This window comes from Niastella sp. OAS944, from assembly GCA_024809215.1.
In the GTDB taxonomy this organism is placed as follows: Bacteria; Bacteroidota; Bacteroidia; order Chitinophagales; family Chitinophagaceae; genus Niastella.
In genome coordinates, this window is record JANUBW010000006.1 from 936 (window position 1) to 24,713 (window position 23,778).

Genomic DNA, 23,778 nt, shown 5'->3' on the forward strand with positions numbered 1-23,778 from the left:
CTTTAGTGATGTATTTAGTGGTGAGCTTACGCGGGATGCAGGAGAGAATATTGGTACACGTGCAATTACCCAAAACACACTTGCTTTAAATGCGAACTATGTGCTTAGTTATGTGGGAGCTAATCTTACCATTGGTACACGCGCTGTTACAGTAACCGCCGATGCGCAAAGTAAGACCTATGGCGATCCTGATCCTGAATTGACTTATAAAATTACAACAGGTAGCCTGGCCTTTAGTGATGTATTTAGTGGTGAGCTTACGCGGGATGCAGGAGAGAATATTGGTACACGTGCAATTACCCAAAACACACTTGCTTTAAATGCGAACTATGTACTTAGTTATGTGGGGGCTAACCTCACCATTGGTACACGCGGTGTTACAGTAACCGCCGATGCACAAAGTAAGACCTATGGCGATCCCGATCCTGAACTGACTTATAAGATTACCGCAGGTAGCCTGGCCTTTAGTGATGTATTTAGTGGTGAGCTTACGCGGGATGCAGGAGAGAATATTGGTACACGTGCAATTACCCAAAACACACTTGCTTTAAATGCGAATTATGTGCTTAGTTATGTGGGAGCTAATCTCACCATTGGTACACGTGCTGTCACAGTCACTGCCGATGCGAAGAGTAAGATCTACGGTGATGCTGATCCCGCATTAACTTACAAAATTACTTCTGGTGCATTGGTTTATGGCGATAACTTCTCCGGCGCTTTAACAAGAGTAGCAGGTATAAACGTTGGCGTATATGCTATTCAGCAAGGAAATCTGGCATTGAGTTCAAATTATATACTTTCTTATGCGGGCGCCAATTTCACAATAACTGAGCGCGCTGTAACTATTACAGCCCAAGCCAGGAGCAAAACCTATGGTGACGCTGATCCGGCATTGACCTATCAAATCACAACCGGTAGCCTGGCCTTTAGTGATGCGTTTAGTGGCGCTTTAACAAGGGCAGCAGGAGAGGATGTAGGTGCGTATGCTATTCAACAAGGGACATTGGCACTAAGTACGAACTATATACTTACTTATGTAGGTGCTAACCTCACCATTGGAAAACGTGCGCTTACGATTACTGTAAATAATAAGAGTAAATTGTATGGCGCGCCAATTCCAACACTCAATGGCATTGAAACAGGTATAGTAGCAAGTGATAATATTACAGTAAGTTATAGCACAACGGCTACAAGCGCTTCTCCAATTGGTATGTATCCTATTGCGGCAACCCTGAATGATCCCAATGGCCGTTTATTTAATTATACAATTACTAATACACCGGCTACCCTCACTATTGCAGCGGTGCCCGTTACTACCTATGTTAGTACAAATGTTGCAACGCAACAATACAGCGATGCGGTAACCTTTACCGCAACCATTAATAATGGTGCACCTGTCGTAACCGGCGCAAATGGCGCGGCCGTTTCAGTGACCTTTAAGGTAGGTAATCAAATTATGGGTACCGTTCCATTTACTGTATCGGGTAATAACCTGGTTGGTGTTCTCACAAATAAGCAACTGGTTGAAGGCCTTGACGGACAAATGGCCCCTGGCGCAAAAACCGTGACCGCCATATATAATACACCAAATGTAAACTATGGCTTAAACAGTAGTAACTGCACCGGTACCTGTTCGCTCACTATTACACAGGAAAATGCTGAAGTAACCTATACCGGGCAAACCTATCTATCGCTGCCAACAACCTCGGCCATTTCGTTGACTGTAACCCTGAGCGCTACCATTCGCGACCTGTTCCCGTCTGCTGACGGAGACCGGGGCAATATTAAAAATGCCAGGGTGACTTTTAAAAGGGACGATGGAACAATTATGGGAACCCAAAATTTAATTCCTGTCCTGATGACCGATTCAACAACAGGGCTTGTTACGACTTCGTTTCCCTACACGCTAAGCCAAACCGAACAACAATCAGGCGGCGCCAATTTCCAGATATATGCAGTAGTTGATAATTATTATAACATTAGTATATCTGATATGCCTACTAACATTACTATAGCCCGTCCGGGTGCTGATTTTGTAACAGGCGGAGGCTATTTGAAAAACAGTTCATGTGCAGGTGCAATTGCCGGATCAAAAGACCTGAAGACCAATTTCGGATTCAATATGCAGTACACGAAATCCGGTTCAAACCTGAAAGGTCAGTGTAATATTATCATCCGCAGCAATGGTAGAATTTATCAGGTGAAAAGCAATGCGGTAAATATGCTGGCGGTATCGCCTCCTCCTCAGGGTAGTACAAGTGTGCCGGCTTATTTTAACACCAAAGCGAATTATAAGGATATTACGGACCCTTCAAACCCAATAGCATTAGGCGGAAACCTGGACCTCACCGTTAAGATGAATGATGTATCAACCGGTGGCCAGGGCGACCAGGTGAGCATCTTAATAATGGATCCCAATACCACGCAGGTAATATTCAGCAGCAACTGGAATGGCGCACAAACAGTATTGCAAAACCTGGGCGGCGGAAATGTATCAGTACGCAGCACACCGTCAAATACGACAATTACGTCGGCCCGCGAAGAAAAGGCAGAAGAGATACAAATGCCGGTGTTTGTAAATCCATTTACAGTGAAGGTATATGGTAATCCGGCGCAGGACCATTTTACTATCAATATAAAAGGCTCGGAAGGAAAGATCAGTTTGCGGGTGGTTGACATACAGGGCAGGATAGTGGAAACCCGGCAGAATGTTCCGGAAGGTACATTGCAGTTGGGAAGTTCGTATCGCTCAGGATTCTATTATCTTGAGGTTAAACAAGGGAATAACATCAAACAGATAAAACTGGTTAAGTTGTAGCGGAGATGTAGCTGCAAAAGAGCTGTTCATATCTGTTATGAACAGCTCTTTTTGTTTTTATCTGTCGGCAATTTTATTAAACAAAATAGCTACATGATGCTCGTGCGGTTCGTCGATGCGGAACGCATATACATCGTAATACCGTTTCAAATGTCTGGCTTCGTGTTGAAAACGCCTGGGCTTACCGGTGGCTGCTACATGCCCGAATATTTCAAACCAGTGTTCTTCCGTATCAGGCGCCAGTTCACGCATCATTTTTCCAACCACATTCATTAACCCGGTTTGTTGTTCAAAAACCGGATTTGTTTCCAGAAAGCGATAATCCAATGCTTTCATTTTTTTATCGAACATGACTTCCACAATGCAAAAACCTTCATCAAGGAAGTTGATGATGCGGTGATATTTGTCGGTTACCCGTTTTGCCAGTTCATCTTTTATGCGCAGCATTTCTTCTGCGGCTTTCTTATGTTCCGTAATATCATCGGATGTTACTGCAACGCCATCGCCAATTTTAACGGCTTTTACACGGTACCAGTTATCGTAACCTTTAGAGCCATAATAGATCTCCCATTCGCGGGGCTGACCGGTTTCTACTACCGCTTTCAGGTATTGAAAATGTTCTGTATTTGCCATGCCAGGGTGTCGTTGCAGGAATAACTCACCTGAAGGATCGCCGCCTTCGGTTTGGCGGGCAAGCGTATTGGTTAGTACATATTTGAAATCGATCACTTCTGAATTGTTGTCCCGAACGGCTTCAACTACTGTTATTGTATTGAGCGAGGAATTGAAGAGGGACTGCAACAGGCTGTTGCCTTTAATGATCTGCTGCTCGGCCATTTTATGGGCTGTAATATCCCTGGTGGTCATTATAATGCCATCGTCAAATTTTACAAGGGATTGATAAAACCACTGGGTCCTGAACTGTTCAAAAGAATAGCTTTGTTCGTACCGCTGGGAAACGCCGGTTTCTGTTACCTGTACCATACGATCATAAATGCCGGCGCGAATTATGCCGGGGTTCTGCTGTAGCAGACTTTTACCTATTACGTTGCCATTTTGGGCCTGGGCATTTATATTATTGGCATACCAGGTGAAATCTATGATCTTTCCCGAGTCGTCCCTTTCTGCCTTGAACACCTGTATAATGTCGAGCGCGCTGTCGATCACTGCCTGCATGAATTGCTTATCTGCGGTCGCTTTAGGTTTCGTTGCCATGAAGTATAGTTTAACAAAAGAATAGAATTTGGGCTTTCTGAATACGGAGAGAAAGTTATGCAGGGTTACGAAGCTACAAGCCAGGTGCTTGCGATAAGGTAAAGACCGCGGAGGAATGTGTTTACAAAGTTAAGTGTTTACCTCTATGTAACGTTCTTTTCATTAAAATGGCGTAGAGTTTGTGATCTAAAAGTGATGCAACCCGATTTCAGTCCACTCGAATTACAAGTACTAATTGATCTGCTGGCAGAAGAAACGCAAAAGTATACCAGGGCATTTATCTCCGGTAATCAACAGGTGACTGCCATACACAGAGCCACCATTGATGCGCTTGTTGCGGAGATCAACTCCCGGAAGAAAAGCCCCCAGCTTCCGGTTTCGGGTTCGTAGTTTTAAGTTCACAGTTCATTGTTCACAGTTAACTCGTCAACCTGCTACTTAGTATCCTTAAACATGCAACATTGTACTAAGTAACCTCATTTTAAGAAATCATTCCCGTCGAGACTCAATTGTATATACAAAGCTATCTGCCTTATAATAACCCAAATTATATTCAATAGGCCGTTCTCCCTGGTCGTACACGAATCTTTTTCTGAACAGGATGGGGGAGCCGGGTTCAATTTCAAGTTTACCGGCAATGAACTTTCCGGCGGCTTTGGCGCTTATTTCTTCCTTCGATAAATTGGCAACAACCAGGTGTTCCGTTTCCAGTATTTCATACAGGGGACGTTTGAAATCCTCTTCGCCAGTGAGCCCTACCCGGGGATGAAAGAAGGAAACAAAATACACGAAAGGCCCTTCAGGCCTGCCTCGCAGCCTTTCCAGCTTCAATATTTTCTTCTGGGTGGTGATCTCAAAAAAATTAGCAACCGCTTCATCAGGATATACCCAGCTCACATGCAATTCAAAATTCTTGATGGGAATACCCCGGGCCTTCATCTCCTGAGAAAAGCTTAACCAGTTCTTCGATTTGGAACTTACCGACGACTCCGCCACCTTGGTGCCAATGCCCTTTTTACGTATCAACAAACCTTCATATACAAGTTTGTTCAATGCCTGCCGTAAAGTAGTTCGTGAAATAGCCAGCTCTTTTGCCAGGTCTACCTCATTGGGCAGGAATTTACCTCCGGCGTACTGTGGGTCGCTAATGAGGTTACGTAATAACTCTTCGGCCTGTAAGTGAAGCGGAACGTGGCTTTTATGGTCGATGCGAAGCTTCATACTGGTTGATTTTTCAAGCTGGTGAAGCACAAAAATAGAGAAATGGGCGAGAAATGTTTGTATGTTTATATGTATGTACATACATTTGGGCTATGTACGAAACATCGGAGAATATTGCAGGTAAAAGCAAAGGTGCCGGTAGCAAACGGCGGGTAAGTTCGCAGCCATTATTGCCGCAACAGATCAAAACGGGTGAATTTACTGATAGTGAATATAATATGTATCCCTGCCATTCACTGGGCGCCGGTAAGATCTTTGGCGGATATGCATCGCTTGTGCAATGGATGCTGCAGCACCCGGTGGTTATTATTGACGGATATGGCGGTATATTCTGGAAAGAAGTAAAACAATGCCTGCAGGCGGAGTTTACATTAAAAGGCACAAAGGTGCACTGGATCGATGTAAGCGCCTGTATGAAAACAGAAGAGGCTATCAATGAAATGGTGGTTCCTTTTATGGGAACCCCGGAATCAGTTTGGGGCACCAGGTTCAATGGCAAGCTGGCCGACTTCTTCAATATGAATGAAATGGCGGCATTGCAGGCCGACAAAAACGCCAATTGTACCATAATATATGGAACGGGTGCTGCGCTTGTTTCATTAAATGCACCGGTTGTATATCTCGATGTACCCAAGAACGAAATACAGTACCGTATGCGGGCCGGCAGCATCACCAACCTGGGAAGTAAAAAAGTAAGCCGCTCCGCAGAGATGTATAAACGCTTTTATTTTATCGACTGGGTAGTGCTGAATGAACATAAGCAAAACCTGCTGAACAAAATAGCGGTGATGGCCGATGGCCAATGGGAAGGATCATTGAACTGGATGTTTGCTGATGTTTTAAAAACAGCATTGTCATCTATTAGCCGGCAGGTGTTCCGCGTGCGGCCCTGGTTTGAGGCTGGGGCCTGGGGCGGACAATGGATGAAAGAAAAGATCAAAGAACTGAATAAAGATGAAGTGAACTATGCATGGTCGTTTGAACTCATCGTTCCCGAGAACGGACTGGTGTTTGAAAGCGATGGTAATTTGCTGGAGGTATCATTCGACTGTTTGATGTTCCAGGAAAACAACAATGTATTGGGCAAACATGCCGGTTTGTTTGGGTATGAATTTCCTATCCGTTTTGACTTTCTCGATACCTGGGCGGGCGGCAACCTGTCTATCCAGTGCCATCCTACCTTAAAGTATATCCGCGAAAATTTTGGGGAGACCATTACGCAGGATGAAACCTATTATATTCTCGATTGCAGGGAAGGCGCCCAGGTATACCTGGGTTTTCAGGAAGGGATCGATCCCGTGGGTTTCAGACAAACGTTGGAAAACAGCAAGGCCAATAAACTGGTAGTTCCTATTGAGGAATATGTGCAGTCGCATACTGCATCAAAACACGATCTGTTCTTAATTCCAAATGGCACTGTACACAGCGCAGGTATAAATAACCTGGTACTCGAGATCAGCGCCACGCCTTATATCTTTACTTTTAAAATGTACGACTGGCTGCGGCTCGATCTTAATGGTGAGCCCAGGGCCATTAATATAGAACATGCTTTCAATAACCTGAATTTTGAAAGAAAAGGCGCCAGGGTAACAGAAGAATTAATTTCGAAACAGCAGGTGATTGAAAAAGGTAATGACTGGGCGCTGGTGCATTGCCCCACGCATGCAGCCCATTTTTACGATGTGCACCGGCTTGAATTTGAAACCCGTATTACGGTACAAACCAATAATACCTGTCATATTCTGATGTTGGTTGAAGGTAGCGCAGTAACGGTAGAAGCTGGTGATGGCGTAGTGGAAACATTCAGTTATGCAGAAACCTTTGTAATGCCCGCCGCCGCCAAAAGTTATACACTCATTAATAAGGGAGCGGGTGTTGCTAAAGTAGTAAAGGCGTTTTGTAAAGAAAATATTACAGAACTAAAATAATTACCTTAAGCATATGAAAACATGGTTGTTTGCCTTCATGAGTTGCTGCATATTGCCGGTTTTTGCTCAGCAAAAAGAACCGGTTGATTATGCTGATCCGTTACTCGGAACTTCCGAATCACGTTGGATGCTGAATCCCGGCGCTACCATGCCATTCGGTATGGTGCAACTGGCGCCCGATAATCAGGGCGGTGTTTGGAAATCGGGATATGAATATACCTTAAACAATATTGGCGGGTTCAGTCATATTCATTCCTGGACGATGGCCGGCCTATCGGTTATGCCTACCGTTGGGGCTTTGAACACACGGCGCGGTCCGGCCGATGGCCCTACCACGGGTTGGACAACCGGTTACCGTTCCCGCATCTATAAAGAAACAGAAAAGGCCAGTCCGGGTTATTATGCAGTAACACTTATGAATGGCAATATTCATACAGAGCTTACCAGCACCACCCGCGCCGGTTTCTTTCGTTTTACAACACCGGAAGAAGAGGAACTTCACATTTTGCTCGATCTGGACATTCCCTTCGAGAACACTGCTGAAATACTGGATGCAAAGATCACCAAATTGACCGATCGCGAAATTGACGGTTATTCGAAACAGAAATCGGGCTGGAATGAATACACTGTTCATTTTGTAGTAAGGTTTAATAAACCCATTGAACATTTTGGCGGTTGGAAAGGTGACCAGCACATTAAAGATGTTAAAGAAGTAGCAGGCAAAGGGCGCATGGGGGCATTTGCCGACTTCAATACAAAAAAGGGTGAAGTGCTGTTGATGCAAACTGCTATTTCACTGGTAAGCATTGAGCAGGCCCGCCTGAACCTTGAAACAGAAATGAATGCTTTTAACTGGGACTTCGACGCGGTGCGTAACAATGCAAAGAAGGTTTGGAATGGCATGTTGAGCAAGATACAGGTGCAGGGCGGAACGGAAGAGCAAAGAAAGAAGTTCTATACCAATATGTATCGTTCATATGTAGCCCGTACTACCTGGAGCGATGTAAATGGAAAGTATGTTGATGTAAATGAGAAAGTACAGGAGGGCAAAGCCGATTCGCCTGTATATGGTTGCGATGCATTATGGAATACTTTCTGGAACCTTAACCAGTTGTGGGCGCTGGTAAATCCTGATCTTACCAGTAAATGGGTGCGTTCATTTTTATCTATCTATAACACCGGCGGCTGGTTGCCAAAGGGGCCGGCCGGTATTGAATACTCCGGTATTATGGAAGCCTCGCATGAAATTGCATTGATCGTTGGCGCTTATCAAAAAGGCATTCGCGACTTTGACGCAGAAAACGCCTTTCAGGCTATGCTTCACCAGCAAACCACACCCGGTGTGGTAACGCCCGAAGGTGGTTATGCCGGCAATAAGTTCTTTGAATCGTATATGAAGCTGGGTTATGTGCCAACAGAAGAAGGTCAGGTGTCAAATACGCTTGAATATGCGTACGACGACTGGTGTGTATCGCAAATGGCAAAGGCGTTGGGTAAAAAGAAAGAATATGAACAATTCATAAAGCGCGCAGGCAACTATAAAAATGTATTTGACACAGCTACAAAATACATTCGTATGAAGCATAAGGATGGTACCTGGGTAAAAGAATGGAATCCGTATTGTTGTACTTCATTCAACGGTACGGGGTATTTGGAAGGCAATGCCTGGCAGTATAGTTTCTTTAATCCGCACGATGTGCAGGGGATCCTGAACCTGATGGGTAAAGATGAATTTAACAATCGCCTGGAAGAAGGGTTTAAAAAATCGGCCCGGTATAATTTCAATGCCGAAGGCGATCTGTACGATCGTATTCCTATCAATCATGGCAACCAGCCCAATATGCAGGCCGCCTGGTTATTCAATTACTCGGGCAAACCATGGCTTACGCAAAACTACACGCGGGAGATCATGGACCGTTATTATGGTTCTACACCATTGCATGGCTGGCTGGGTGATGAAGATGAAGGGCAAATGGGCGCCTGGTATGTAATGGCGGCGATGGGATTGTTTCAAACAGATGGAGGCGCTTCGGTAAAACCATTTTATGAGATCGGCAGCCCTTTGTTCGAAAAAACGACAATAACGCTCGATCCCACTTATTACCCTGGTAAAACCTTTACCATTGAAGCGCATAATGTAAGTGATAAGAACAGGTATATTCAGTCGGCTACCCTCGATGGAAAACCATTGACGAAACCCTGGTTCTATCACGCCGACCTGGTTGACGGTGGTTCTCTGGTATTGGAAATGGGCCCTGAGCCCAATACGGCCTGGGGAAGTAAACGGGGTGATGCGCCGCCATCCATGTCGAAAATACAGAACGCCAAACACTAATCGCTATGACATCAAAAAGCACTCATCTTTTTATTATAACGCTGGTAGCTTCGCTGGGTGGTTTCCTGTTTGGGTTCGATATGGCGGTGGTGTCGGGTATCTTACCGTTGTTGAATAAACAATTCTCGCTAACAGATATACAAGAGGGTTGGTTTGTATCTTCTGCCCTGGTAGGCTGCATTGTTGGTGTTGCCATGTCGGGTGAGTTGAGCGATAAGTTTGGCAGAAAGAAACCAATGATATTGGCCGCATTGTTATTCTTATTGTCTGCCCTGGGTTGTTCACTATTGCCAACCTTACCAGGAATAATTGCAGCCCGTGTAATGGGTGGTATTGGTATTGGCCTGGCCTCTAACGTTGTTCCTTTGTATATTTCGGAAATTGCGCCGGCGCGTATCCGTGGGCGACTGGTTACTTATTACCAGTTTGCGGTAACGCTGGGTATACTGGTAGCTTACTTAACCAATTCAGCCTTGTTAAACTACGCTTTGGCACATACCAACGATACTACAGGTGTATTACACACCGTAATGGTAACAGAAGTTTGGCGGGGCATGTTTGGTATAGGTGTAATACCGGCAGTATTGTTTGCGCTTGGTTTATTGATGGTGCCCGAAAGTCCGCATTGGAAGCTGGCACAAAAAGCGGAACCTATTTCATATCGTACTTTGCTGCAGCCTAAATGGCGCAAGGCGCTTATCATTGGAATATTGTTGCCGTTATTTTCGCAATTCAGCGGTATTAACGCCATCATCTATTATGGGCCAAGTATATTGAGCAGTGCTGGTATTTCACTCACCAATTCATTATTAAGCCAGATCATTTTCGGCGGGGCCAATATGTTGTTCACGTTGATCGCCATTTGGAAAGTAGATAGTTTGGGCCGGCGGCCCTTATACCTGGCGGGAACGATAGGCGCTACGGTAAGCCTGCTGGCAACAGGCATTTGCTTTTATGCAGGTGCAACAACCGGCTGGGCCCTGTTGATCTGTGTACTGGCATTCCTGGCTTCCTTTGCTTTTTCAATCGGCCCCCTGAAGTTTGTAGTGGCTTCGGAAATATTCCCGGGTAATATTCGCGGTCGCGCCATGGCTATTAGTATTATGGTAATGTGGGTAGCCGATACCATTGTTGGCTGGTTAACACCTATACTTTTAAAACGCATTGGTACTGCCTATACCTTCTGGTTATTCGCCCTGTTTTGTTTGATCGCGTTTATTACGGTATTAAAACTGTTGCCTGAAACAAAAGGTAAATCACTGGAGCAAATTGAAAACGACTGGAAAGAACAATCAAAAGATCCTGACCTTTATGTTAAACCTGCAGGTCATTAACAATAAAAAGCATGTCGCATTCAATAGTTATAGGGGCCGATATTGGCGGGTCGCATATTACCGCAGCACAAATAGATGTAACCGGCAAACAGTTGATCGATACTTCGCTGGTTCGTTTACATGTTGATTCGCTTGCTTCTGCACAGGAGATCATCAACGTATGGGCAGGTTGCATTAAACAGGCCACGCAGCAGCAGGAGATCTCAAAGGTTTGTTTGGCTATGCCCGGTCCGTTCAATTATGAAGAAGGTATTTGTTTTATCAGTGATCAAAATAAATATCCGCAGCTGTATGGTTTAAATGTAAAAAAAATGCTGGCCGATGCATTGGAGATAGATCCTGCAGCTATCTATATAAACAACGATGCCGCCTGTTTTTTACAGGGCGAGGTGTTTTACGGCAGCGTAAACGATGGGCAAGTGGCTATTAGTGTTACCTTAGGCACCGGGCTTGGGACCGCTATTTATAAAAATGGCCGGTCGGCCAGCGCCGACCTGTGGAATATGCCCTTGCACGATGGTATAGCAGAAGAATACCTAAGCACCCGCTGGTTTGTGTGTCGCTATGCTGCTATAAGCGGTAGCCAGATATCCGGTGTAAAAGAGTTGGCCGGTCTTGCTATGCACAATGAACTGGTAAGGACTTTATTCAATGAGTTCGGTAATAACTTATCCATCTTTTTAAACCGGTTTATTGAAAGCTCAGGGGCAGAGGCCGTTGTTATTGGCGGGAATATAGCGCAATCATTTCCGTTGTTTAAAGAGGTGCTGTTAACTGGTATTAGCGCGCGTTTTCCGAAGGTGCTCATTACTACTTCTGTATTGGGCGAAGAAGCGGCGCTTGTAGGAGCGGTGGCCATGGTGAATGGTGAATGGTGAGTGGCTCGCGAACTTTGAGACTAATTCGCAATCTGCACCGTCGGAAACTATTACCGATTGCCGATTCACGACGTCAATTATCAATGATCCCAAAAGTAAATACATTGAAAAAAATACTATTAGCATTGATCGCTTTTGTAACAGTCCAATGCGAAGCTCAAACTGCTACCAGCCTCTGTCAATATGTAGATCCCAACATCGGTACAGCGCATTGCCGGTGGTTTCATTATACCCCGGGTGCTGTGCCATTTGGTATGGCCAAACCTGCGCCGTCAACAAACGGTTCATACGGTAATGAAAATGGCTGGGAGGCTACTGGCTACGATACCCGGCATCAGTCTATAGAAGGCTTTCCCAACTTTCATGAATTTCAGGTAGGGGGCATCGTGTTCGCACCCATTACCGGTAAATTACAAACAACACCGGGTAAACTGGAAGATGTAGATAATGGTTACCGTTCCCGTTTCGATAAAAAAGATGAGATCGCAACAGCAGGATATTATGCTGTTTTGTTGAAAGATTATAATATTAAGGCGGAATTGACTGCCACCAAAAGAGTGGCATTTCATCGTTATACTTTTCCGCAAAGCAGGGAAGCACATATTCTTTTTGATATTGGTAATAAACAAGGCGAAAGCGGTGCTGTTAAAGATGCCAAAGTATACCTGAATGCCGATGGCCGTATAGAAGGTTATGTAACTACTTTACCGGTATACGTACAGAAGTACCAGCCGGGCGGTGAAGTAACAATGTATTTTTCTGCCATCATTGATAAAAAGCCAACAGGGTGGGGCGTATTTAACGGAAATGACGTTTCTGCCGGTAACAAAGAAATAAGCGGCAAAGGCGCCGGTTTGTACCTTACGTTCTCTACTAATGAACAGGAAGCCATCACTATAAAAGCCGGCTTATCATATACCTCCATTGAAAATGCAAAACTGAACCTGCAACAGGAAGCTGCCGCTTTATCATTCGATGCTGCAAAGCAACACGCGCAAGCTACCTGGGAGCAATACCTGGGCCGCATACAAATAGAAACTGCCGACAAAAGCAGCGCTACCAAATTCTATACAGGATTGTATCATGCATTACTGGGGCGCGGCCTGGCCAGTGACGTAAATGGCGCGTATCCCAAAAATGATGGTACGGTAGGGCGGATCCCATTAAATAAAAAAGGAGTACCTGTACACAATCATTATAATACCGATGCGGTTTGGGGCGCTTACTGGAACCTCACTCAGTTGTGGGCACTGGCTTATCCTGAATATTATGCTGATTTTATAAAAAGCCAGTTACTGATCTATAAAGATGCCGGCTGGCTGGCAGATGGTATTGCCAATAGCCGTTTTGTATCGGGTGTTGGCACCAATATGGTAAGTATTGTTTTTAGCGGCGCCTATATGGCCGGCATACAAGATTTTGATATTCAACAGGCATATGCAGCTGCACGTAAGAATGAACTGGATGGAAAAGACCGGCCTCGTGGTGCGGGCAAAATGGATGTTGACAGCTTTGTGAAATACGGTTATGTAAATCATTTAGACAAAGGCAGCAGTTGGGAAGAAGCATGGAAGTTCTCTGCTTCACACACGCTTGAGTATGCCTTTAGCGCATATGCTATGGCGCAATGGGCCAAACAATTGGGTAAAGAAGCCGATTATAAAACCTTTATGCGTTTGTCGAAGGGCTGGGAACAATTGTTCGATCCGGCATTAAAACTGGTACGGCCTAAAAAAGCAGATGGCTCCTTTGTCGATAACTTCGACCCCTCGCAGCCCTGGCGCGGGTTTCAGGAAGGCAATGCCTGGCAATACACTTATTTTGTTCCGCATAACCCGCAGGCACTGATCGCCAAAGTAGGCGTTAACACTTTTAACGCCAGGCTCGACAGCACTTTTACCATTTCTGAAAAAGCCCTGTTTGGTGGTGGCGCCAATATTGACGCTTTTGCCGGCATTGGCGGCGTATACAATCATGGCAACCAGCCCGGTTTGCATATTTCCTGGTTATTCAATTTTTCGGGCAAACCTTCATTAACACAAAAATGGGTGCGGGATATCTGTAATAAATTTTATGGTACCGAAGCGGTGCATGGATATGGGTTTGGGCAGGATGAAGACCAGGGACAACTGGGGGCCTGGTATGTTATGGCTGCACTGGGTTTGTTTGATGTTAAAGGGCTTGCAGACGCCCAGCCGCAAATGGGCATAACCGCGCCATTGTTTAATAAAATAACCATACAGCTCAACCAAAAGTATTATGCTGGTAAACAGTTTGTAATTGAAGCTAAGAACAACAGCGTGCAGAATGGCTATATTAATACAATGCAATACAATGGGAAAACGCTTCATCAGCCATTTATTTCATTTGCCGATATTACAAAAGGCGGGAAGTTACTGTTAAGTATGGGTGACGGGGCCGTTGATAGATATTGAAAAAATGTAAATAAGTGTAAATGTGACATAAAGTGCTGGTTTACCGGCATTTTTGCTTTTTATTGGCTATCAGAAAGCCTTGATCAGGACAGTTCATACCCAAAATAGCCTACTTTTACGCCCCGAATAGATTGCTCATACTTAAAAGAAGATATGAATTCACGAAAATACCGGGCCAGTCTGCCAAAGATTGCCTTTGCCCTATTCGTACTATTTACAATCAATGCTAAAGGACAATCAAAAGTGTGGACCTCATCAAAACAACCCTTACAGGAAATAGAACAATTGCGCAAACAAATAAAAGCGCCTGTATTTAAGAACAAGGATTATAACATTGCCGACTTTGGCGCCAAAGGCGACGGTTCTACAAAAAATTCAGAAGCATTTAAAAAAGCGATAGAAACCTGCAACGCCAATGGCGGGGGCAGGGTAGTGGTGCCTGCAGGTAAATGGCTTACGGGGCCATTGTATCTTAAAAGTAATGTGAACCTGCATTTACAAGATAATGCAGTGATCCTTTTTAGCCAGGACCCCAAAGATTATCCCATTGTATTTACCCGTTGGGAAGGTATGGAGTGTATGAACTACTCGGCCCAGATCTATGCTTATGGTGAGCAGAATATTGCCGTCACTGGTACTGGTACGTTAGATGGTAATGCCAATAACGAAGCCTGGTGGAACTGGAATGGTAAAAAAGCATATGGCTGGAAGGAAGGTATGCCCAAACAAACAAAAGCAAGGGACTCATTACATGTGCTGATGCACCAAAAAGTTGACCCGCGCAAAAGAGTGTTTGGCGATGGCCATTACCTGCGCCCGAATATGTTACAGCCTTACAACTGTAAAAATATTCTCATTTCCGGGGTGAAAATGATAAGCTCGCCCATGTGGTTCATGAACCCGGTATTATGCGAAAACGTAACCATTGAAAAAGTGAACGTGCAGGCAAAAGGCCCCAATACCGATGGCTGCGATCCCGAAGCTTGTAAGAACGTGCTCATTAAAGATTGTTATTTTGATACCGGCGATGATTGTATAGCTATTAAATCGGGTCGCGATGAAGATGGTAGAAAATATGGCCGGCCGGCAGAAAACCACCTCATCGAAAATTGTGAAATGAAAGATGGCCATGGTGGCGTGGTAATAGGTAGTGAAATTGCAGGCGGCGCCCGTAATATTTATGCTATTAATTGTACCATGGACAGCCCTGAGCTCGACCGGGTATTGCGTATTAAAACCAGTTCATCGAGAGGCGGCGTTATTGAGAATGTGTTTATGAAAGATATAAAAGTGGGCACCTACCGCGATGCGGCCGTTCATTGCAATATGTTTTATGAAGCGCCCGGTAACTACATGCCTACCATTCGTAATATATGGGTAGAAAACCTGGATGTGGTTGACGGTGGCGAATATGGCGTATATGTTCATGCCTATAAAGAATCACCGGTGCAGCACTTACGAATGGTTAACTGTAATATAAGAGGCGTAAAAACCCCTGTAAAGATCGACCACGCCAAAGATGTAAAGATGGATGAAGTGACCATCAATGGCAGCAAGGTTGAGCGTGCAGAAGGAGTATTGATGAATTAATAAAATAAGACCTGTAAGGTGCATCATTGGGTCTGGCATAAACAGACCGTTGAATTGTACCTGACAGGTCTTATTACTTAATATTCGACCTGTCAGGATCGCTATACCAGCTGAATGTTCGAACTCAAAAGGCGGACCTTACAGGTCTGCCTGGCTAAATAATCTACACTTCAGTCAGCAATATGCGCAGTTCATCTGAATTCACCTTGCCGGACAGCTCTTTCAAATACCTTTGACAGGTATAAAAAAACAGCGTAGTCATGATAAGAAAGGCAGGCTTAATCAGTTGTATGCTCGTTGCACTTGCTTGTAGTAAATCCGGCGGTAATAATTCACCAGACCCTGATCCTGGTAATCCGGGCAATCCGGGAAACCCAAATAACCCAGGTAATATTACTTTGAGCATTACCACTGTTTCGCCAGATAAGGCTGAAAGTGGTACGGTTACCATTACTGGTGCAGGCTTTAATAATACGGCCAGTTTAAACGAGGTGCGGTTTGGAACGTTTACAGCGCCTATAACATCGGCTTCAACAACGCAGTTGGTGGTTAATTTGCCGGCCGACTTACCTCAGGGCGATCATGATATCACCGTATTTGCCAATAATAAATTTGTTACTAAAGCAAAAGCTTTTCATTTTATAAGTTGGCGCGTGAGCACTTTTGCCGGCACGGGAGGAACGGGAGGCCTCAATGGCCCTGGCTCAACAGCTACCTTTCAATGGCCCGCTGGTATGGTACTTGACAATAATGGAAATATTTATGTGACCGACCTCAATAAGATCAGGAAGATAACACCACAGGGCGTTGTATCAACCGTGGCGGGCGCTGCTGGCAGAGGCAGTGTTGATGCAAATGGCGAAAATGCACGTTTTAATTCGGTGACCAGTATTGTGCTGGATGCTAACGGTAATTTGTATGTGGCAGATCAAATGAACTTCACCATTCGTAAAATAACACCCAATGGCGATGTAACTACCATTGCCGGTAAAGCGGGTGAATTTGACAATAAAGACGGAATTGGCGCAAATGCCCGTTTCAGTATGCCTTATGGCTTAGCTATTAATAATACAGGCACCCATCTATTGGTGGGCGATCATAACAATCATGTGATAAGGCAAATTGAACTGGCTACAAACAATGTAACTACCATTGCCGGTAATGGGCAGCAAACCAGTTCCGATGGCAAAGGCCTGCAGGCGGGTATTGTGGGCCCCGGTAGTATGGTGTTTGATAAAGATGGCAATTTGTTTATTACCGAAAAGGGCGGTGGTAAAGTGCGCAAAATGGCGCCTGATGGCACGGTAACCACCATTGGCGGTTCGTTAAGTGTGAATTTTATGCCTACGCATGCAGTGCTCGACGAAGATAAAAACCTGTATGTTACTTATAGTGGAATGGGAAAGATCAAGAAGTATACGCCGGCCGGCGTAGAGTCGAATTTTGCAGGCAATAATACGGGAACGGGTGAAGAAGAAGGGCCGGCACAAACTGTTTTTATTACAAGACCTGAAGGCATTGTGATCACAAAGGAGAATGGGAAAACGGTGTTTTATGTTTCGGATGCGTTTAATAAGAAGATAAAAAAGATAGTAAAAGAGTAATGATGGCGTGTATGGTAAGAGGTATGAAAGTAAGAGTAAGAAGTAGGAGGTAAGAAGTAGGAAGAACCCGAATTTCGCGAGCTTCCTACTTCATACCTCTTACTTCATTTATCACCGCGCTAACTTTTCACCCGATGCCGGCGCAACAGCGCCGCTATTGATCCACTGGTTCCATTGTTTAACAAATTCAGCATAGGGGAGTGGTGGCGTGCTTCTGCCTTCGCCCGGATTCCAGCCCCATTTAACGAGGTCGGTTTTCACATGTTCCAGCATGTCGTGCGGCGATTTACCACCATTTTGTTTTGTATCTTTTAACTGCTCGGCCAGCTCATGCGCCGTTTTACCCTGAAATACCATCTTCATATTTGAAGGTGGCAAATGCCATTCTTCGGTTGTGCCCGGAGGCATGTTAAGCCCCGGCGTATTTTGTTTTTGATGACAATTAGTGCATTTCAAAGCATATACGCCTTTACCATCGGGGCCGCGTTTTACACCTTGTGGATGTAAATGATTGTCGTCGCCGTTTAAGGGTATATCACCCGAAGGATGACAGTTCATACAACGGGGCGACATCAGCACTTTATACACCTGCATAAAAGCGTTTGCAGACAGGAGGCTGTCGCGCGCCGTTACTGCTTTTATATTATCCCAGCTTTTGTATTTGTCGTCATCGTTTTTAAAACCCAGCGTTGCCGCTAATGTCAATGCAAGTGTAATAGCTGTTGCACATAAAGTAATATTGCCTGGTCTTATATGATTGTACCAACCGGTTTTCATAATAAGTTGTTTTGTTTGTTGACTGCATTATGCTTTGGTAAGATCGGCTGCCTGTAAGGGTAATTTTCTAACCCGTTTACCGGTAGCAGCAAATATGGCATTGGCAATAGCCGGTGCTATAGGTGGTGTGCCCGGTTCGCCGGCGCCGCCCATTTTTTCATTACTATCGGCAATGTGCACCTCTATTACGGGCGTTTCGTTCATACGCAGTATTTTATAGTCGTGGAAATTCCGTTGTTTCACGCGGCCCTTGTCAAGGAAGATCTCGCCATACAATACGGCTGTCAAGCCAAAGATGATGCCGCTTTCCATTTGGGCACGTACGCCTTCGGGATTCACGGCCAGGCCGCAATCAATAGCACATACTACGCGATGTACTTTTAATTGTCCCTTTTCTATAGAGATCTCAGCCACCTGGGCAACATAACTGGCAAACGATTCATGCACTGCAACACCGCGGTAGCGGCCGGCAGGCAATGGATTGTTCCAGCCGGCTTTCTCTGCAACCAGGTTAAGTACATTCAGGTGCCGTTTACTTTTTAGTAAACTCCGGCGGTACTCAACAGGGTCTTTGCCTGCGGAATGTGCCAGTTCATCAATAAGCGTTTCCATTACAAATGCCGTATGGGTATGCCCAACGGAACGCCACCACAGTACCGATACGGGAGTGTTGGGTGAGTGCAGTTCAATATTATAGTTGGGGATCGATTCCAGGTACGGCGAATCATTTACGCCTTCAACCGAAGTGCCGTCAACCCCGTCTTTTATCAAACCCTGAAAAGGTGTGCCGGCAACGATCGACTGGCCCACAAGGGTATGTTTCCATGCTGCAGGCATGCCATCATCACCAATGCCAATGTTTACCTGGTGCAGGAATGCGGGGCGGTAATAACCGCCGCGAATATCATCTTCGCGCGACCATACAAGTTTTGTGAATTTACCGCTGCTTGCTTTTGCTACCTGTACCGCTTCTGAAACAAAGTCTGAAGCAGGCGTTGCCCTTCGGCCAAACCCTCCGCCAAGGAACTGGATATTCATTTTCACCTGCTCGGGTTTAAAGCCAAGGATGGTAGCGGCGGCAGTCTGGTCAACCCCGGGCATTTGAGTGCCGGTCCATATTTCACAGGAATTACCGCTTAGTTTAACGGTGCAGTTCAAAGGTTCCATAGGCGCATGCGCCAGGTAGGGAAACTCATAAGTGGCGTTTATCTGTTTTTTTGTTTTAGGCAACGCTGTTTCAACATCGCCCGCCTTACCTGCAGATGTGCCTCTTTGGGTGGCGAGCTTTTTGTATGAATCAAACTGACTGATAGTGCCGAAGCTTTCTCCGGCGCCATTGTTCCATTCTATCTTTAACGCATCCCTTCCTTGTTTGGCTGCCCAAAAATGATCGGCGATCACTGCAACGCCGGTGGGTATCTTTACTACCTCACGCACACCCTTAATTGCTTTGGCAGCGGTGGCGTCAAATGATTTTACGGTTCCGCCAAAAACGGGTGAATGCGCCACTACAGCAGTGAGCATACCGGGAAAGTGAACATCCATACCAAAAGAAGCCTGCCCGTTCACCTTTGCTTTTGCATCGAGCCGTTTGGTGGGTTTGCCTAAATAATTCCAGTCTTTTTTATCCTTCAATTGTACATTGGCAGGCGGAGGTAGTTTACTGGCGGCTTCTGTAAGCTCACCATAACTGATGCGTTTATCGCCGGCTATTACAAAGCCGTTTTCGGTTTTGCACGATGCTGGGTCTACATTGAGTTTTTGTGCAGCGGCCTGAACCAGCAGGGCTCTTGCTGTTGCCCCTGCATTGCGATAGCGCTCAAACTCCGACCAGGTTGAACTGGAGCCGCCGGTTATTTGCAGACCATAAACGGTGTGTACGAATGGTTGCCCCGGTGGTGCATGTTCAACGATCACTTTGTTCCAGTCGCAATCCAGTTCTTCCGCTATCAACATTGGCAGGGTAGTCCAAACACCCTGGCCCATTTCAACGTGCGACAGAACGATCTTTATGTTATTGTCGGGTAAAACATTTAAATAAGCATTGGGGGCGAACATGGTATTGCCTGTTGGCATTTCGCCCAGTTTTTTTGCAGCAGCCGGAATAAAAAATGAGATCAGTAATCCGCCGGTAAGGGTGCCGCTGGTTTGCAAAAAGTTGCGTCGGCTTATTGTATTGTTGCTCATTGTGCACCTCCCTGTTTTTGTAATTCTGCAGCATGATGAATGGCTTTGCGAACCCGTTGGTAAGTGCCGCACCGGCAAATGTTACCACTCATGGCATCATCTATATCCTGGTCGGTTGGGTTGGGATTTTCTTTTAACAATACAGCTGCTGCCATAATTTGTCCGCTTTGGCAATAACCGCATTGCGGTACATCTTCAGCGATCCAGGCTTGTTGCAGGGGGTGTGTAGAATTGGGAGAAAGACCTTCGATAGTGGTCACGGTTTGATTCTCTGCCCGTTTTACCGGTGTTACGCAGGAGCGAACTGCATCGCCGTTTAAATGTACTGTGCAGGCGCCGCATTGGGCCATACCACAGCCATATTTAGTACCTGTTAAATGTAATACATCACGTATCACCCAAAGTAAGGGCATGCCGGGCTCCACATCAACCGAAAAAGGCTGACCGTTGACAGTTAATTTGATCATAATGATTAACGTTTTGAAAGAGCAAAAGGAATAGCATGAAAAAGCTATGCCATCACTCTACTAAATTACGCCGGTTGGTACCACCGATCATTATGTTATTCAAACAAACTATTGCAAAATTCAAACAGTTAGTCTACTAAACTAGCGATCCTTTTATACAGTTCACCAAACTCAAATGGTTTGGTCATGTATTCATTCATGCCGGCATGCAGGCATTGCCATTGTTCGTCTTTCATAGCGGTGGCCGTCATGGCAATGATGGGTGTTTTTAAACGAAGGTTATTGCGGATATAATAGGTGGTTGCATAGCCATCCATCTTTGGCATTTGCAGGTCCATAATGATGAGGTCGTACAGGTTGTTCTGTTGTAAATGCTGAATGGCCTCTTCGCCGTTATTGGCAATGGTTACCGTGCCGCCGGCTTTGCGTAGTACAAATTCAATCAGTTTCTGGTTTATTTCATTGTCTTCTGCAACAAGCACCTGTTTGCCTGCCAATGGGTATTCGTACTCAGGTTTGTTTGTATTAGCTGAATTGTCTGGCATGAAATTGAGGTTTATCCCAAATGGTAAATAAAATTGAAAGCTGGTGCCTTTGCCCACGGTGCTTTTTACGGAGATGTCGCCGCCCTGTAATTGCAGCAATTGTTTGCAAATGGTAAGACCCAGGCCTGTTCCGCCAAAGCGCCGCGAAATATCCTGTGAAGCCTGAGAAAAGCTGTCGAAAATATAAGCGATGCTTTCTGCCGGTATGCCCACGCCGGTATCGGTTACCGTAAAAAGAAGCGTTATGGTGTCGGGCGTTTGTTCTTGTATAGCTACCGAGATCTTTATATGGCCTTCGTTGGTGAATTTAATGGCATTGCTAAGCAGGTTGTTCAGTATCTGGTTCAACCGATGTGGGTCGCCGGTTAGGTGTTCGGGAATATTGGGGTCAATGCTCACTTGTAATGGCAATGCTTTTGACTGCAGCGGGTGCGCAAAAAGCGACACCGTATTTTTCATTACCTCTTTAATGGAGAGGTCGATCTTTTCTATATGCAGTTTGCCGGCTTTTATTTTTGAGAAATCGAGAATGTCGTTGATCACCACCAGCAGGGTATTGATGGAGCGTTTTATCATCCCAGCCATGTCTTTTTGCTTTTCAGTAAGCGGCGTTTCCAGCATAAGGTCGGTCATGCCCTTGATGCCATTCATGGGCGTTCTTATTTCATGGCTCATGTTGGCCAGGAACTGTTCCTGCATTTTCTTTGCCTTTCTTGCTTCTTCAATAGCTTCTATCAGTTTCTGCTGGGTTTCTTTATGGCGCGTAATGTCTTTGTTCACCATCAGTAAAATGATGGCCACTAAGAGGAACGCGCCTGTTCTTCCAATGTACATGCCATTGGTTACGCGTTTAACAACCTTGCCGTTTGCGTATTTTCTTTGCGTAAGTAAAGCTTTTTCTTCCCGCAGCATTTTGTACAGCTGGTCCTTTATTTCGGCAGCAGGCTTGTGGGCCAATATAAGCTGGTGTAGAATGGGCAGGGCGGCGGTGAAATCGTTATTGGCGTGTGAAAGCTGGTTGAGCGAATCGAGGAGGGATGAAGGAACAATGCCCGTTTCAACAACCGATGTAATACAGGTTTGAACGGTAACTATAAGCTCGTGGGTATTGTTAATGTGTATATTGGTTGATTCAATGCTTTTTTTACTGGTATACACAAACCAGTATGCTACCAAAAGTGAGAAAACTGAGAACAGTAATAGCCATGTTATTTTTCGATGTATAACAATGTTACGCTTCAAGTTTGGCCTCATGGGTTTAATTTCAGCCCTGAATTTATCAGGAATGGCCTGCATAATAATGCAGTTTTGCCGTATTTATTGTCATTTGATCATAAATTGACCAGGGTTATGTAAAAAAGGGAGCCCAACGCGCGTTGGGCTCCCTTTGAAAGCTTTTGGAGCTACTATGTTTAGAATTTGTAAGCCACACCAAGGGTCAGGTACGACACACCATAACCAAGCTCGGCAAAAGCGCCAATGTTGTCGGTGAACAGGTAGCGACCGCCGGCATACAGTGAAAGGCCGAGGTTGCTGCCATAGCTGCCGCCCCGGTAGGTAGATGAGCCGCCGCTGTTGTCTGTGAATTTATAGCTAAGGATGTTGTACGACAGCATTAAACCGCCATATACATCAAACTTTTCGTTTTCGATACCATTGTAGTGATAAGCACTGCGTACGCCAATTACGGTATAATTCCATTTTTCGCTGTAATGGTATGAACCGGAGGTGCCGGAGTTTTTATAACCTTTTATACCTGCATAACCACCAAGACTGATAACGCCGGGACCGCCAATGTCCCACATGCCTTTTTCGTATTGTAAGCTTATGGCAGGGGTTTGCGAACCATAGGTATAGCTGCCGTAGTGGCCGCCAAGGCCAACGCCGGCGCTGATCACATTGGTCCCATTTTCAAAAAATTGTGCGTTTGATTTTGTAGCGAAGAGAGTTGCGGCAAATAATACAAGAGCTAATTTTTTCATTCCGTTTTAAGTTATTGAGTTAATCTGTTCTGGATCCTTTGTTTTAGGCTAGAAGTTATGCCCGAGCGTAGGCAATGAAAGCGCGCCATTGGCGTCAGAAGTAGCATTGGTTGACTTCACCATATTCCCACCGGCATAGATCTTCAGGAAAGCGGTTTGTCCGGCTCCGCCCTCCGTAGTAATAGCGGTGCCAATACCAACGGCAATAACATTGCTTGGGTAAGAAATTTCTTTTGACCAGGGAATGCTTACGTTGTCAAATGTCTGACTGCCGCTTGAGTTGTCGGTAATAATGATAGAAAATTTTCCCGTGAACGTACCGGTAAGTTCGTATTTCACGTTTCTGTTCGAATTGTTGTTGTTGTCCTTGTCTTTTTTACAACCCGATTGTAAAACAAGTACCAGGGCTAATGCCAGAATGGAAAGGGAGAATTGCTTCAGTGTTTTCATGTTTAATGATTT

The 23,778-nt window shown here is 45.2% G+C and carries 17 protein-coding genes; 9 read left to right on the forward strand and 8 right to left on the reverse strand.

The features are described from left to right. Nucleotides 1-2,818, forward strand: a 2,818-nt coding sequence (locus tag GGD38_RS22765) for an MBG domain-containing protein (RefSeq protein ID WP_375303882.1), incomplete at its 5' end; no start/stop codon positions are given. 57 nt (nucleotides 2,819-2,875) lie between these two features. On the opposite strand, the gene GGD38_RS22770 is transcribed toward GGD38_RS22765, so the two are convergent. Beyond that, nucleotides 2,876-4,033 carry a hypothetical protein gene (locus GGD38_RS22770; RefSeq protein WP_375301848.1) on the reverse strand — a complete coding sequence of 386 codons (1,158 nt, stop codon included), beginning with the start codon at nucleotides 4,031-4,033 and terminating at the stop codon, nucleotides 2,876-2,878. A gap of 117 nt (nucleotides 4,034-4,150) precedes the next feature. Between GGD38_RS22770 and GGD38_RS22775 the strand changes: the two genes are divergently transcribed. Continuing rightward, a complete protein-coding gene (locus GGD38_RS22775; protein WP_375301847.1) occupies nucleotides 4,151-4,423 on the forward strand; it encodes a hypothetical protein in 273 nt (90 codons plus the stop codon). 99 nt (nucleotides 4,424-4,522) lie between these two features. On the opposite strand, the gene GGD38_RS22780 is transcribed toward GGD38_RS22775, so the two are convergent. Then, nucleotides 4,523-5,254 (reverse strand): GntR family transcriptional regulator, encoded by a 732-nt coding sequence (locus tag GGD38_RS22780; protein ID WP_375301846.1) that lies wholly within the window; start codon nucleotides 5,252-5,254, stop codon nucleotides 4,523-4,525. 92 nt (nucleotides 5,255-5,346) lie between these two features. Between GGD38_RS22780 and GGD38_RS22785 the strand changes: the two genes are divergently transcribed. From GGD38_RS22785 to GGD38_RS22815, 7 genes are all read left to right on the forward strand, one after another. Beyond that, complete coding sequence (locus GGD38_RS22785; RefSeq protein ID WP_375301845.1) at nucleotides 5,347-7,182, forward strand: class I mannose-6-phosphate isomerase; 1,836 nt, start codon at nucleotides 5,347-5,349, stop codon at nucleotides 7,180-7,182. Nucleotides 7,183-7,195: 13 nt separating this feature from the next. Continuing rightward, on the forward strand, nucleotides 7,196-9,517 hold the full coding sequence (locus tag GGD38_RS22790; RefSeq protein ID WP_375301844.1) for a GH92 family glycosyl hydrolase: 2,322 nt from the start codon (nucleotides 7,196-7,198) through the stop codon (nucleotides 9,515-9,517). 5 nt (nucleotides 9,518-9,522) lie between these two features. Next, nucleotides 9,523-10,851, forward strand: a complete 1,329-nt coding sequence (locus GGD38_RS22795) for an MFS transporter (RefSeq protein ID WP_375301843.1) — start codon at nucleotides 9,523-9,525, stop codon at nucleotides 10,849-10,851. Between the two features lie 11 nt (nucleotides 10,852-10,862). Next, on the forward strand, nucleotides 10,863-11,729 hold the full coding sequence (locus GGD38_RS22800; protein ID WP_375301842.1) for an ROK family protein: 867 nt from the start codon (nucleotides 10,863-10,865) through the stop codon (nucleotides 11,727-11,729). 104 nt (nucleotides 11,730-11,833) lie between these two features. Next, on the forward strand, nucleotides 11,834-14,164 hold the full coding sequence (locus GGD38_RS22805; protein ID WP_375301841.1) for a GH92 family glycosyl hydrolase: 2,331 nt from the start codon (nucleotides 11,834-11,836) through the stop codon (nucleotides 14,162-14,164). Nucleotides 14,165-14,317: 153 nt separating this feature from the next. Further along, nucleotides 14,318-15,754: a glycoside hydrolase family 28 protein gene (locus GGD38_RS22810; RefSeq protein WP_375301840.1), complete on the forward strand. Its 1,437-nt coding sequence runs from the start codon at nucleotides 14,318-14,320 to the stop codon at nucleotides 15,752-15,754. Between the two features lie 260 nt (nucleotides 15,755-16,014). Continuing rightward, nucleotides 16,015-17,358, forward strand: coding sequence for an IPT/TIG domain-containing protein (locus tag GGD38_RS22815; RefSeq protein ID WP_375303883.1), 1,344 nt, complete (start codon nucleotides 16,015-16,017; stop codon nucleotides 17,356-17,358). A gap of 111 nt (nucleotides 17,359-17,469) precedes the next feature. On the opposite strand, the gene GGD38_RS22820 is transcribed toward GGD38_RS22815, so the two are convergent. The 6 genes from GGD38_RS22820 to GGD38_RS22845 form a co-directional block, all read right to left on the reverse strand. Next, nucleotides 17,470-18,135 (reverse strand): hypothetical protein, encoded by a 666-nt coding sequence (locus GGD38_RS22820; RefSeq protein ID WP_375301838.1) that lies wholly within the window; start codon nucleotides 18,133-18,135, stop codon nucleotides 17,470-17,472. Nucleotides 18,136-18,162: 27 nt separating this feature from the next. Continuing rightward, nucleotides 18,163-20,322 carry a molybdopterin cofactor-binding domain-containing protein gene (locus GGD38_RS22825; RefSeq protein WP_375301837.1) on the reverse strand — a complete coding sequence of 720 codons (2,160 nt, stop codon included), beginning with the start codon at nucleotides 20,320-20,322 and terminating at the stop codon, nucleotides 18,163-18,165. Beyond that, nucleotides 20,319-20,789, reverse strand: coding sequence for a (2Fe-2S)-binding protein (locus GGD38_RS22830; RefSeq protein WP_375301836.1), 471 nt, complete (start codon nucleotides 20,787-20,789; stop codon nucleotides 20,319-20,321). The genes GGD38_RS22825 and GGD38_RS22830 overlap by 4 nt, the downstream gene beginning before the upstream one ends. Before the next feature lie 128 nt (nucleotides 20,790-20,917). Next, entirely contained in the window at nucleotides 20,918-22,630 is a 1,713-nt protein-coding gene (locus tag GGD38_RS22835) for an ATP-binding protein (protein WP_375303884.1), read from the reverse strand. A 116-nt stretch (nucleotides 22,631-22,746) separates the two neighbouring features. Continuing rightward, nucleotides 22,747-23,316, reverse strand: a complete 570-nt coding sequence (locus tag GGD38_RS22840) for a hypothetical protein (protein WP_375301834.1) — start codon at nucleotides 23,314-23,316, stop codon at nucleotides 22,747-22,749. 48 nt (nucleotides 23,317-23,364) lie between these two features. Next, nucleotides 23,365-23,766, reverse strand: coding sequence for a hypothetical protein (locus GGD38_RS22845; protein ID WP_375301833.1), 402 nt, complete (start codon nucleotides 23,764-23,766; stop codon nucleotides 23,365-23,367). Nucleotides 23,767-23,778: the final 12 nt, after the last annotated feature.